The sequence below is a fragment of the Biomaibacter acetigenes genome (genome assembly GCF_003691585.1).
In the GTDB taxonomy this organism is placed as follows: Bacteria; Bacillota; Thermosediminibacteria; order Thermosediminibacterales; family Tepidanaerobacteraceae; genus Biomaibacter; species Biomaibacter acetigenes.
In genome coordinates this window covers 238130-251449 of record NZ_CP033169.1, presented here as the reverse complement: position 1 = coordinate 251449, position 13320 = coordinate 238130, and the positions used below count along the sequence as shown (strand labels likewise).

The following is a 13320-nucleotide window of genomic DNA, read 5'->3' as shown; positions in this document are numbered from 1 at the left end:
TGAATTCATGCGTCAGGCAAGATAATTCGGATTGTTTATAATTTCCTCTATCGAGCTATAACCTTTGGGATAGACGTTGTAAGGGTGAATTTCTTCTTCTTTATTCAAGACTCGAAGGGCTCCGGCTGCCAGGGCCTCCATCTCCCGTTCGCCTGGAATTATGGTAACGGGAGCAATGAAAGAAACCTTCTCCTTAATCCAGTTGGTGATCCTTTCGCTGTATGCCATCCCTCCGGTGAGGATTATTTGATCCACTTTTCCACCCCTGACTACGGAAAGCTGCCCAATACTTTTGGCAACTCCATAGGCCATTGCCTTCAAAATCAATTCGGCTTTCTTGTTGCCTTGATTGATCATTTTTTCTACTTCTCGGACATCCTGCGTTCCAAAATACGCAACCAGACCGGATTGCCCGCACAGGTACATCCTTAATTCCTGCAAAGTTTTCCCGCTTTTAAACCAATCATAACAGAAATTAGCCATATACCTTGTGGGAATCGCACCTGCTCTTTGAGGCGACATCGGCCCTTCATCATCATATACCCAATCGGATATGCGGCCATGGTCGTGAAAACCTAAAGTAATTCCTCCTCCAAGCTGAACTATAATAAGGTTCAAATCCTTATAATCCTTGCCAATAGATTTCGCATATTCAGTACCTGCTGCTTTAGTGTTCAACAAATGTGCAAGAGGCATATTAATTATTTCGGGAATTCCAGTAATTTTAGCAATTTCATCAGCCGAATCAACACACGTTGGATCATAAATTATGACCGGGATATCCAATCCCTTCACCAATTCTTTTCCAATTAAACACGACAGGGTAGAAGCATGCTGAGCTTCTGGCGCATAAGTAACGGTGGCTATCATCAAATCATTGACCTCGTATGCTCCATCATATGGAACGTGTGGAATAGTTCCTGCCCGGCAGACTATAATGTCAAACTGAGCCGGATCAAGTTTGTTCTCCTTCAAAAATTCCTTGACCTGATTCGTCCGATATTCCTTTTGATCAAGAACTTTGGGCATTTTTCTCAATTGCTCTGCAGTAACATCCAGGGATACTTTGCTGATCATCTTGTCATCTTCAAAATATGCCACTTTGGTAGAAGTAGATCCGCAATTAATGGCAAAAATCTTCTTCAATGCCAGCACCTCTCTTCTGAAAACACGCAGAGATTTTATGAATCTCTGCGTGTTTTAAACTATCAAACTATCGTATCTTGCCTTTTAACGGTGGATCGATCTTTCCTTCCAAACCCAGATATTCGATCATGGAAAGCAATTCAGAATGCAGTTCATCAGAACAGAACATTCCGAACAGTTCGGTTCCAAATGCCATATCAAGGTCGTCGGCAATTCTCTTTCTCCAGTTTCTCCTGACAAGTTGGGTTGCCAGCCTTCTCACAATCCTGTTCTGAGCCATCAGCATATCTGCTATTTCATACGCACGATCCATCAGCTTTTCTCTTGGAACGATTTCAGATACCAGGCCCAATCTCAGAAGGTCTTGAGCTGACATCTTATCGCCGGTCAAAAGGTACCATACTGCAAATCTTGGCGGCATAAGTTCCATGAAACAACTGTGTATTCCATCACCGGGCACATTGTTGGTTCCCGGCAGCATGTGCGGGTCAAGTACGGTAATATCGTCGGCTGCAATTGCCAGATCACACATGAGCGCCAGTTCAGTATGACCGCCGGAACCGCTGAGCACGCCAAGTGTCGGCACTTCAACGTCCTGAATCATGGCGATAATCATGCGGCGTCCGTCCACAAACATGTGGTTGTATCTTGTTTCAGCCGGATTATCACCTTCTGCAGCCCAGCTTGCGGCCTCGAAGTCAGTGACCCATAAATTGCCTGTGCCAGTGAAAATGATCATCTCTGTATCGCGATCTGTTCCGAGCATTCTCCACATTTTTCCGATCGCATCGTGAAGTTCCATTGACCAGATTACCGGGCCGCCTTTAGTGTGCATGCGGACAGTGACAACACCGTCCTCACGTCTGTCCATAATAAAATGTTCTTTGAACATCTCCTTGATTTCTTCAAAAGTCGGCCATTTTACAAAGCTTGTATTTGTCTCTCTTTTTTTTGACATCATCTATTCCTCCAGACATATATTATTTTTAATTGATAAATCCACAGGCAACTTTCTGAATTTTATTTTAACTGATCATTGGTGAATCGTAAAATTCATAAAATGCATAACATGATTTGCTTTTTTGCCCGATTTTGCTGTTGTATTTTGTTATAATAGACATATAAGACGATAAAAATAAGGAAGTGATATTGTTTATGAATCGGAATGGGGTTTTGTCAATTGAAAGCAAAAACATTTTTACCATACTGAAACAGTGGTTATACACAAAACAGGATATTGTCTTCAGAGAACTCATTTCAAATGCTTTAGACGCCATCGAAAAGCTTACACAATTAAGAAATACGGATGAGAGTATAGCTTGGGCGGAGGGAAAAGTCCTTGTAAGGTTGGAACCCGAATCAAAGAAGCTTATCATAAGTGATAACGGCATCGGCATGGACATAGAAGAAGTCGATAAATATATAAATCAAATTGCCTTTTCAGGTGCAACGGAGTTTATTAATCAACACAACCAGGCTGGTAAAGATACAATCATCGGCCATTTTGGAGTGGGTTTTTATTCCGCTTTTATGCTGTCAGATCATGTGGCGATTGAAACTAAATCTTACAAGAAAAATTCAACCGCAGTCCGATGGAATTGCATGTCAGACATGTCCTTCAGCATGTGCGACTGCGACAGGACCGAAGTTGGCACGGATGTCATTCTTTATCTGGACGAAAACAATCTTTATTTAAAAAAGCCTGACCTCATATATGAAAGTATAAAGAAATACTTTATTTTTTCAAAGACAGCTATATATTTTGAAGCACCCGGTTACGACCATGTATTAGTCAACAATCCTTATCCATTATGGAGACAGCCTAAAGAATCCATCAATCCAACTGATATGAATACGTTTTACAGGGAGTTTTTCGACGATGTATGCGACCCATTGTTTTGGATTCAGTTTGAAATCATAGACATTGGCGTAAGGGGCATCCTGTTCTTCAGGGATACAAAAAACGGAACTGAAGAGATCGATGGAAAAATCAAGGTTTACAACAGAGGGGTCTACGTCGGCGATAATATCCGCGAAATAATACCCAAATTTGTAAATCTTCAAAGCGGTATTATTGAATGTGACTATTTGCCGCTTGTCGTTTCTCGTTCAACAATAAGAGAAGATAAACAAAACGATGATATGTGCGAATTGATTTATGAATGCCTTTCTCAAGAAGTAACAATTGCCCTAAATGACATGTTTCAAAAAAGGCGAGAAGCATACGAAGCTCATTGGCCCAATTTAAACGCATTTGTGAAATACGGTGTGCTGCAGGACAAAATTTTTGCTTCCGTCATGATGCGAAAGGTCGTTTTTAAGGATATATACGGCAGGTACCAAACGATCCAGGAATATTTGGACGCTGACAATTCCCATTCCAACACGGTATACTACGCTTCCGACGAAATAGATCAGGCCCACTATATTGAAATTTTCAAGAAGTGTGGGTTGAACGCATTGTTATTCGATCATGTCATCGACCAACCATTTATGCGTAGATATGAGGTCGTCCATCCCAATATAAAATTCATACGAATCGATTCTAATATAAAATCCCTCTTTGATGGATGCCTGGAGGAAAATGATAAACCGAAAGCCGATATGCTCGCAGAAAAGATTCGAAAAGCATTGGGCGACCGGCTTGGTACAATGGAGCTCAAGGTTACGAGACTTGAACACGACAGTATTTCAACTCTGATCATCAATGATGAAATATCTCGAAGAATGGTTGATATGTTAGAAATATACGGTTTTATTAACCCTACTGATTTTTCTGCCAAAGAAAAACAAGCAAAGCGCACCTTTTTGGTTAACATGAATAATGAGATCGTGCGATTCATTTTGGAATCAGCCCATGAGTCCGTAATTAACACCATAGTAAATCAATTGTTCGACCTTTCTCTTATGAGCCAGCAATCTCTCAGGCCCGAAGATGTGGAACAGTTCATCATCCGCAGTGAAGCCATACTTGCCTCCTATATACACAATCAGTGAAATCACTTAAAAAGTATATGTTCATCGAACCCTATGCCTACATGCCTCAGCAAACTATTGACCGTGCAGCGATGGCAAAACTGATCTCCCTTGCAACAACACTGATTAACTCTGAAAATATAGCCGAGAAAAATACCGCATCATTTGCCGATATTGATGGCAACTGGGCGGAAAAGCACATTGAGTACTGTGTTGATAAAGGCATAATTGACGGCAAAACCGCTACTATCTTTGATCCGTCCGGTTCTGTTACAGGAATTGAAACAGCAAAAATGCTGCTTGCGGCAAACGGACATGGTCTCAACGACTTTGCCGGCCATGCTGCAGGCATAATGGCAACAGATAATGCAAATGTTACAATAGACAATGCCACAATACATACAACCGGTGCAATCCGTACCGGAATATGGGCTGGCGGAAATTCTACATTACTCATAAAGAATTCCACCATTATAGGCAAAGATGGCACCGACCTCAACTTCAAAGCCGGAATGTTCAAAGAAGTACCCTGGGTACTCGGCCTTAAGGGAAACTTGCGTGTTACAAACGTTCAAGGACGACAACGATACAACCAATCCCAAAGCTAAAAATACTGTTAACGTAACATTTAAAAACATGAAGGTAAATGGAGATATTTACAATTCCCGCTGGTCAGCAGGGCAAAACCTCAACGTTGTGTTTGAAAACGCAGATGTGGCCGGCGTAATCTCTGCGGGAACTCAGTCCCATGTGAACGTCAAACCGGGCGAGGTCATTACAAAGGAAAACTGCAAGGAAATCAGCAATATCAAAGTAGTCCCCAGCGAAGCCGTAAGCAACGGCGTAATAGTTTCCCTTGATTCTGATTCAACTTGGACCGTAACGGGTACGTCTTATCTGACCAGCCTTACCATAGCTGAAGGCGCTAAAATCACAGGCAAAAACCTCAAGATGTATGTCAATGGTGTTGAGACCGAAATTGCACCTGGAACTTATACAGGAAACATCAAACTTGCAGTTGAATGAGATGTATTAAACTGAAGACGGTTAAGCTTTAAGAGCCGGGAAGCTTCCCGGCTCTTAAAGCTTTCATATAAATCTATTACTTTGCCAAGGATAGGAATTTCATATTTCCTTAAAACCCTCAATAATTCTCATACATATTTTCCAGAATCTCTGATTGGCCGTAATGGCTTCTGCCGCATGTGCGAAGGTATCCATGCCGGTATGGACCGTATCTTCCGGAGAAAGTGTAGCAGTAGCTTCGGGGTCAAGTATGCCAAGCGTCGCCGCTCCAAGCACAGAGTTTTTGACGCCGTTTTGGGTATCAGTAATAACGGCAACTATCGTGCTTTCGCTGCCCGTCCCCGCTGTGGTCACAACCATCACCACCGGTACGCCGGGTTTGTAAACGGGGTTGCCAAAATACTGGTTTATCGGCGGTGGATTGTTTATAAGGATGTTTATAGCCTTGGCGGCATCCATGACACTTCCTCCGCCTATGGCCACTATTGCATCGACCTTCTCCGCCCTGGCAACCTCTCCTCCCCTGTTTACGATATAATCCGGTGGATCGGGCAACACTTCGTTGAATTCAACTATTTCTATTCCTGCATCCAGCAGGCTTTTCTTGCACCTTTCATAAAATTCGATTTTTGATACATTTTCATCCGACACCACCAGCGCTTTAGAGCATCCGAGTTTTTTAACTTCTTCGCCCAGTAAGCTTGCAGTTCCCCTGCCGTATATTATGGGGCAAAGCTGAGCATATCTTGAAACTGTTTCCATATATATCCTCTCCCTCAAGTTTTATAGTTCGTATGCTGCCATAAAGCCTGATTCAATGGCATTTCGTATTTTCCCTGCTTTTTGGGCATCCCCAAGCACTGCCACATTGTCAAAGGCCGCCTTTATCTCATCAACAAGCTCTGTATTGGGGGCCCTCCTCAAAGACAGCACAACATAATCAAACTCACGGCTTGACTTTTCTTTGGTTTGGGTATTTTCGAAAACTACTTTGTCTTCGCCTATCTCCACGAGCTTATGTTTGGGATAGAATTTTACGCCAAAAGAATTCAAATGGCCCATTACGTCGATTAGATTCTGGAAGAAAAGCCCTGGCGCGATATCATCGAGCATTTCAAACACGCTTACCTCGTTCCCGGCGCAAGCAAGGTAATGTGCGGTTTCCAGCCCGGTCATTCCGGAGCCGACAACGGCTACTTTTTTATTCTTAATCTCCGCGTTGCCGCTCAGTATGTCCTCCGCTGCATAAACATTTTCCCTGTCTATTCCCGGGATTGATTTCGGCAGGATCGGGTTTGACCCCTGCGCTATGAATACCGCATAAGGCTTTAGTTCTTTTAAGGTGGCCACTGTTGGGGCTGTATTGTACCTGACTTCGATTCCGGCTTTTTCTATCTGTGTTTTCAGGTAATCTATCAACCAGTTTATTTTGCCCTTTTTGGGCGGTTTATTCGCCAGCTGCAACTGGCCGCCCACTTTATCCGACTTTTCAAATATGACCGGCTTGAATCCTCTTTTTACCAGAATCCTTGCCGCCTCCGGCCCGGCAGGCCCGGCACCTATTATTGCTACAACCCTTTGCGCTCCATCTTTTTTAAAGTCGTTCAATTCTCCTTCTCTTCCGCTTAGAATATTGACGGCACACTGAGCTGAGGACCCTGCTATATCGGCATTCATCAGGGTCTCCATGCAGTAGAGGCAGGAAATGCATTTTCTTATTTCATCTACTCTTTCTTCCTTCGCCTTGTTTGCCCATTCCGGATCCGCAAAATGCTGCCTTGCGGAACCCGCAAAATCAATCTTTCCTTCTTCAATCATTCTGTTGGCATATTCGGGATCCCTGTACACCGATACGCCTATTACGGGTATGTTTACCGATTTCTTTATTGTTTCAGCCAGATGCGCCTTCCAGCCCTGTTCATAGGAAAAGGGTTCCCAGGCTACGTTCATGGTCTCGTATATGCCGCAGCTTATATCCAGAGCATCCACACCCAGCTCTTCGAGCCTTTTTGCGATCTTTACTCCTTCTTCGATATGGAGGCCTTCGTTCGGAAGCCCTGCCATTCCCAAAAACTCGTCAACCGTCAGCCTGACCAGCAGCGGAAAATCCCTGCCGCACTTTTCTCTTATGCCGATTACAATCTCTTCCAGGAATCTCATCCTGTTTTCAAGGCTTCTGCCGTATTTGTCCGTCCTTTTGTTCGTATATGGGCTCAAAAACTGATTTATCAAGTAACCGTGGGCGCCATGGACCTCTACCGCGTCTATGCCAGCGCTTTTAATTCTCACTGCTGCATTTATGAATTTATTCACCATATCTTCAATCTGTTCGACGGTCATAGCCTGTACCGGCTGCCGCACCACTTTGCATTCCACTTCGCTCGGAGCCATCATGGGCATATTTCCGTTTATGACAGAAATCCCTTGTCTTCCCGGATGATAAATCTGGACTGCTATTTTCCCGTCATATTTGTGAATCTCTTCTGCCAACGTCTTAAGGCCGGGTATAAACTTGTCATCGTAAACGCATATCTGTTTAGTGTTCCCCTTGCCCCTTTCATCAACCACTGCACACTCCGTAATGATGAGGCCAACTCCGCCTTTCGCCCTTGCGCCATAAAAATCAATGTCTTTCTGCGAAACCGTTCCGTCATTGTTTGCCAGGGCATTGCCCATAGCCGTCATAACTATCCTGTTCCAGGTTTACATCGTGCCGATCCTGCCTTTTGAAAACAGCAGTGCGTCAAACATCTTTCGTCCTCCTTTTACGTATTTGTTAAAGTGAATACTTTAACATTCCATATTAATATTTTAAATTATTCGCACACATTTGCATATCAACAAAGTTTTGTGGCAGCCACAACCGATCTGAACAATTTTATTTGCCTTTCGCGAGTACTCTCAAAAATATTGCTATTTTCCGTCAAATCGAGTAACATTATTATAATCCCTCTTGTCGTTATTATTGATGTATAGAGGCGGAATGTTATGGATATAACATCTTTAAAATATTTCGTAAAAATTTGCCAGAACAACAGCTTCACCAAAACGGCAAAGGAACTCTTTATCACCCAGCAGGCCTTGAGCAGGAGGATAAGTAAGCTTGAAAAGGAGATTGGCGCCCCCCTCTTCAACAGAAACTCCAGGGGAGTCGATCTCACCGAACTCGGCAGATATATCCTCCCCAGGGCAGAAGCCCTGGTTAGAGCCTACGATGACCTCATTGCTGATATAAACAGTAAAATCGAACGGGAAAAGGCAAGGATAAGGATAGGCTTTGCTCCGGGGACTTTGCAGATCTTGGGGGTTAAAGCAATTATCGAATTCGAACAGAAACACGGCGATATAAACATTGATATAGCGGAGTTTTCTGATGTAGACTGCGAATCGAACGTTTTAAATGGCAATCTGGATTTGGCCTTAACGGTGAAACCAAAAGATGTTAATGGTTTTAAGTATTATCATTTAATAAGAGAGAGGCTTGTGGCCATAATAAACAAAAAAAATCCTCTGGCGCACAGAGATAGCGTTAAATTCGAGGATCTCAAAAATGAAAGATTTATTCTTCTCACCGATACATTTCGAATTCAGCCGGTTATCCTTGAGCATTTTTACAAAGCAGGTGTTGTTCCAAACGTTTACTTTAAATCCAGCCATGATTTAAAAGTTGCCTACGATTTTGTCGCATTAAACAAGGGTATTTCGTTTTTGTGGATAAGCTTACCCATATAGAAGAGTTTGGCAATATATATTCAATGCCCATTGACGAGCCTACCGCCTTTTGGGATGCCGGATTTATAGTAAAAAAGGATTCCAAGCCAAATAAAGCCGCAAAAAAGTTCATGAACTATTTTCTCAACAAGTATAATAAAGACATGATATGACTGTTATTGCTCATAAGCATCTTCCCGTTATATCCTGGGTCATTATAGAGCATGATTTTTTGTCTGCGTGTTGAACTATAGCGATTCCGGATAATATTACCAGTGTGCCTATCACCAGTTGTATGGATATTTTTTCTCCAAGAAACATCCATGCCAGCAAGCTGGCCATTACAGGTTTTATGAAAAATACCGTTGAACCTGCTCCTGCATTTGTATAAGACAGGCCCACAAAGTAAGTATAATAAGCCAATCCCGTCACAAAAAATGTGAGATAAGCCATGGGCAGCAGTGCTTTATAAGGTATATATAATGCAGGGTAGTGCTTTATTATAAGTACTGGTAGCAAAAACAGGCTCCCTATTATAAAAGACAGTGAATTCATTATTATACTATCGGTCTTTTGAGAAAATTTTTTACCCATAGATGTGTATATGCCGTAAGATATGGCAGAAATTATAAGCATAGCAATGCCATAATTGTATGACTTGCTCAGGTTTAGGTCCTTGTAAAATACTATTATAATTCCGGCTATGCCCACCATGAGCCCCAGGATTTTTCTTAGATTTAAGTCCTCATTCAGTATAAAGTAAGCTGATATCATCACAAAAAGGGGATTGGAACTAAATATTACAGCTGCCAGACTGGCTTTTGTAGCGTTTATGCCTATCTGCAAAAAAGACATGCTTAGGCCTACATTTACAAGACCTATAAGGGATACGTAGAGTATGTCTTTTGCAGATAGCTTTATTCCCCTGCTTTTTATATGGTCCAATGCCATGGGTAAGAGCATCAGCCCACCTATCAAAAACCTTACGAAGTTCAATTGGTATGGGTTTACGACGCCTGACAGCGTCTTTCCTACAACTTCATAGGAGCTGAAAAAAATTACTGTGATTGCTAGATAAATAAAACCTTTGTTCACTGATGGTCCCTTCCTGTTATTTTATTTTTTTAAATCCTGGGTACAGATCTATTATACATTATAAAATCTACATGGGACTTTATTGAAGGTAATAAAGTTTATCTAATTTATGTGAAAAAGTTGTTCCGAATGGACGAAATCATGGTTCAAAGAAAGAAGGGATAAGTGGCGTAAATCTCGAATCCTTCGAGACCTTATCACTTATATCTTTGTTACTCCGTGTAGACTTGATCCTTAATCCTTTTCCCTAACTCCCTCCCAAACGGAACCACTTTTTTCGCATGGGTGGGAGGAATAAATGAAAAATACATAGTTTGGAAATATGTGGCAAGGATCAAGGGATAAGCATAGATGAAACTAAGATATAACAATAATATCCTAACAACCCACATTTCGCACCCTTCCAGATAATGGACCAACAAATATTTACCAAGTTAAAATAAAAAGCTTATTATTACTCAAGGAGATAATGAGGGTATTCCCTTATTGAAGTATAAATATCCGGCGTTAAACCGATTAAAGAAAGTATCCTTTCTAAAGGCTCCTCATTAGGAATCTCGGGAAGAATACGGCATTCCTTGTCACCTTCAACATAGCCTATGGTCTGTATAGGCTTTAATAACTCAAGAATCCTATTGCCGGTAGGTTTTTCAGTCTTAACTTTGCCTGCTACGAAGATATATTCTCCCTGTTCTTCCAGAGCTTTTCTCATACGCCTTTGGAGTATCTGGTAGATGAAAAGAGCAAGAAAGAGGACATAACACAAAGCTTCTATTCGGCTTTCCTTCTTTAAATATATGGCATCAAGAAAGATGGGGCTCTTTAAAAATCTAAAGGATGTCTCTACAGTCGTTTGATTTTTATACTCTTTTAAAATATCATCAGGTTTTGTTCTTTCAATTACTTGAAAGTCCAATGGGTAAAAATCATTATCATGATCTTTTTTGAAAAGCTCTATTTCCTTTTGAGCATCGGCTTTACATGCAAACTCTCTTAAGCTTAATTCTCGAGTTTCTTTTTTAAGTGTTTTGCATAGTTCATCCAGTTTTTTATCTATGCTTTTGGTCTTTCTTTTATCAAGTTTTGTGTTGAACTACTACAAACTTGTATTTGATATTCTCAATTGTCCTGATAAATTCCTTAACTTTATACTCAGCAGCATTTTTTTGATTGGAGATTTTGCCTATTAAGGTCCAATCATTCTTTTTCCATGCAAGGTCAATGAGGTTTTTCTCCAGTTCAAAGGTGGCGGGAAATCTTGAAATAAAATACAGTTTTTTTATGCATCTTTTTTAGGTTATCTTTTGTTATTAGAGCCGAATCTGCTACATAGATGAGGGATGTTAAGTCAATTTTATCAAGGTCTTTTGCCAGGACATCGATAAATTCATTGTTCCATGTTTTATCATCTCTATATAGGAATATTCCCGAATTCTTCTTTCAGTTTCTTCGCTATTTTGTCCGCTTTTTCACAACCAATAAGCCTGGCCAGAATTTCCACATATCTTGTAATAAACTTCATGAACATATCATCAACCGGCAGGTTTGGATTTTCCTTCATACTGGCCGCCATTTCTGCACACGATATCCTGCCCTCATCGTAGTGCAGCAGTTCTATTTCCCTATACTCCGTAGAAATATCCCACACAACCCTTTCCACCAAAAGTTTCACAGAAAACGCCCCGAGGTACTTCTCGGACGCAGCCCACATCTCTCGTAGTAAAGTTTCATAGCGTTCGATCTTCTTGTCAACAAGATCATTCAAAATTATCCCTCCAAACTCATTATATTATAGCCACATTATAGCACAGCAGCTTGTGCTGCGCTAACTTCCGTTGCCAGGGCACCGCGACGGCTTTCCTAAATAATAGCCCTGTCCGAATCGGATGCCTGCGTTTTCCAATATTTTAGCCACTTCGCGGTTTTCTACAAATTCGGCTATTACTTCTATTGAAAGCCTCTGCAAAAGCTTTGCCATATTTTCTACTATCATTCTTGAACGTCCGCTCCTTGTTATATCACGCACCAAAGAGCCCTCAATCTTCGCAAAATAGCAGTCAAAGTAACGAAGATAAAGAAATGAAGAAAAACCGCTGCCAAAATCGTCTACTGCCAACCGCACCCTGAGTTCTGTTAACTCCTTGGCAAAAGTATGCACAGCATTAATATCTCTCACGGTTTCTCGTTCTGTAATTTCGGCAACAATATCTTCAGGATCAATTTCATAACGGTTGAAAAGGTCGGCTAAGAACCGTATGGTATCCAGGTTTTCTACCTCACGCATAGAAAAATTAATAAAGAAAAGTTTGTCTTTTGCCCAAGAGCTGTTTTTTTCTTTCATTGCCTGTTCTATGACTCTTTCGCCAATTTCTTGCATAAGGCCGGATTTTTCTGCTGCATCAACAAAAAGCCCGGCAGAAAGAAAATTTTCTCCTCTCTTCACGCGAGCAAGCACTTCGTAACCCATAGGCTCGCCAGTCGCCAGGTCTACAATCGGTTGATAGAAAGGAACTATACTATCTTTCGAACTTAGTGCTTCCCGCAAAATAAGAATTCTCTCGTGAACCACAGTAGGATTTATGTTGTCGTTAACCGTATCTAAAAGCTGTGCCCGGTTCTTTCCTTTCCTCTTGGAAGTTATACAAGCAACCTCGGCAGCCAGCATAAGGTCATCTAACGCTTGTCCATTGTGAGGATACGAAGCAACGCCAATGCTGTTTGTAATAAAAATGCCGTCATCACCCAAAGGATTAATTTCCATCTCAGCAATACTTTTGCATAGAACCTGCGCCTTTGCCAGCGCTTCAGCAGGCCCCACGTCCATTAATATAACCCCGAACTCGTCATCACCTATGCGAGCGACTACAAAGGGATCATTCAATACCTCCTGCAAATGATCGGCCACATTTTTAAGTACAATATCTCCCACGATGTATCCATAAACATCGTTAATGAGCCTTAAATTGTCAATGTCTATATAATAGAATGAAAATTCTGTTTTTGTGTTCTGGACAAATTCGATTGCCAGCTGCAGCTTTTCCTCAAACTTACTGCGGCTCATAAGGCCTGTCAGAACATCTATTGTTGAAAGCTTTCAATTTTTCTTTTAAATCCGATTTTCCGCAAACTTCGGCAAATTCTACCAGAAAATCCTCCCACGCCTTCTTTTGTTCATCCTCTTTTGCCAGGCCCTCCACAAGTTCGCCAAGCCTTGAAATCACAACATCTTTCATTATTAACGCAGCCTCCCGTATTCGCAAAATTCGATTGTAGCTTTCCATTCATAATGATATTATTATAATTTTTGACAAAAATCAACAAGTTTTTAGGTTTTAGAGATTCCCAGTAAAAATGCCTGGGGGTAAG

Annotated in this window: 14 protein-coding genes; 5 read left to right on the top strand and 9 right to left on the bottom strand. The window is 41.5% G+C overall.

Going from position 1 to position 13320, the window contains the following annotated elements; translation table 11 throughout:
- Positions 1 to 12 precede the first annotated feature (12 nt).
- Both buk and D2962_RS01115 read right to left on the bottom strand, forming a co-directional pair.
- On the bottom strand, positions 13 to 1146 hold the full coding sequence (buk, locus tag D2962_RS01120) for a butyrate kinase (protein ID WP_162991037.1): 1134 nt from the start codon (positions 1144 to 1146) through the stop codon (positions 13 to 15).
- Between the two features lie 67 nt (positions 1147 to 1213).
- Entirely contained in the window at positions 1214 to 1948 is a 735-nt protein-coding gene (locus tag D2962_RS01115) for an enoyl-CoA hydratase/isomerase family protein (protein ID WP_281273763.1), read from the bottom strand.
- A 353-nt stretch (positions 1949 to 2301) separates the two neighbouring features.
- Here D2962_RS01115 and htpG point away from each other — a divergent pair, with 353 nt between their 5' ends.
- Genes htpG through D2962_RS01100 form a run of 3 tightly spaced genes read left to right on the top strand, consistent with a single transcriptional unit; the run spans position 2302 to position 5148 of the window.
- A complete protein-coding gene (htpG, locus tag D2962_RS01110; protein ID WP_122013857.1) occupies positions 2302 to 4143 on the top strand; it encodes a molecular chaperone HtpG in 1842 nt (613 codons plus the stop codon).
- A 17-nt stretch (positions 4144 to 4160) separates the two neighbouring features.
- Positions 4161 to 4730 carry an S-layer homology domain-containing protein gene (locus D2962_RS01105; RefSeq protein WP_222927621.1) on the top strand — a complete coding sequence of 190 codons (570 nt, stop codon included), beginning with the start codon at positions 4161 to 4163 and terminating at the stop codon, positions 4728 to 4730.
- Entirely contained in the window at positions 4681 to 5148 is a 468-nt protein-coding gene (locus D2962_RS01100; RefSeq protein ID WP_162991034.1) for a hypothetical protein, read from the top strand. The genes D2962_RS01105 and D2962_RS01100 overlap by 50 nt, the downstream gene beginning before the upstream one ends.
- 99 nt (positions 5149 to 5247) lie before the next feature.
- Here the strand turns inward: D2962_RS01100 and D2962_RS01095 are convergent, their stop codons facing one another.
- Together D2962_RS01095 and D2962_RS01090 are read right to left on the bottom strand one after the other, a co-directional pair.
- On the bottom strand, positions 5248 to 5910 hold the full coding sequence (locus tag D2962_RS01095; protein ID WP_245984836.1) for an iron-containing alcohol dehydrogenase: 663 nt from the start codon (positions 5908 to 5910) through the stop codon (positions 5248 to 5250).
- A 21-nt stretch (positions 5911 to 5931) separates the two neighbouring features.
- Positions 5932 to 7839 carry an oxidoreductase gene (locus D2962_RS01090; protein ID WP_342774527.1) on the bottom strand — a complete coding sequence of 636 codons (1908 nt, stop codon included), beginning with the start codon at positions 7837 to 7839 and terminating at the stop codon, positions 5932 to 5934.
- 297 nt (positions 7840 to 8136) lie between these two features.
- On the opposite strand from D2962_RS01090, the gene D2962_RS01085 reads away from it, so the two are divergent.
- Together D2962_RS01085 and D2962_RS17800 are read left to right on the top strand one after the other, a co-directional pair.
- Positions 8137 to 8880: a LysR family transcriptional regulator gene (locus D2962_RS01085; protein WP_245984834.1), complete on the top strand. Its 744-nt coding sequence runs from the start codon at positions 8137 to 8139 to the stop codon at positions 8878 to 8880.
- The gene (locus D2962_RS17800; protein ID WP_222927618.1) at positions 8859 to 9032 is read left to right on the top strand and encodes a hypothetical protein; all 174 of its coding nucleotides are present in this window, start codon (positions 8859 to 8861) and stop codon (positions 9030 to 9032) included. Before D2962_RS01085 ends, D2962_RS17800 begins: the two co-directional genes overlap by 22 nt.
- Positions 9033 to 9042: 10 nt before the next feature.
- On the opposite strand, the gene D2962_RS01080 is transcribed toward D2962_RS17800, so the two are convergent.
- The 5 genes from D2962_RS01080 to D2962_RS01055 form a co-directional block, all read right to left on the bottom strand.
- Positions 9043 to 9954 carry a DMT family transporter gene (locus D2962_RS01080; protein WP_122013854.1) on the bottom strand — a complete coding sequence of 304 codons (912 nt, stop codon included), beginning with the start codon at positions 9952 to 9954 and terminating at the stop codon, positions 9043 to 9045.
- Positions 9955 to 10408: 454 nt separating this feature from the next.
- Entirely contained in the window at positions 10409 to 10870 is a 462-nt protein-coding gene (locus D2962_RS01070) for a hypothetical protein (protein WP_342774511.1), read from the bottom strand.
- Between the two features lie 495 nt (positions 10871 to 11365).
- Complete coding sequence (locus tag D2962_RS01065; protein WP_122013851.1) at positions 11366 to 11719, bottom strand: hypothetical protein; 354 nt, start codon at positions 11717 to 11719, stop codon at positions 11366 to 11368.
- 60 nt (positions 11720 to 11779) lie between these two features.
- Positions 11780 to 13015, bottom strand: coding sequence for a putative bifunctional diguanylate cyclase/phosphodiesterase (locus D2962_RS01060; protein ID WP_122013850.1), 1236 nt, complete (start codon positions 13013 to 13015; stop codon positions 11780 to 11782).
- Positions 13002 to 13187 (bottom strand): hypothetical protein, encoded by a 186-nt coding sequence (locus D2962_RS01055; RefSeq protein WP_122013849.1) that lies wholly within the window; start codon positions 13185 to 13187, stop codon positions 13002 to 13004. The genes D2962_RS01060 and D2962_RS01055 overlap by 14 nt, the downstream gene beginning before the upstream one ends.
- Positions 13188 to 13320 lie beyond the last annotated feature (133 nt).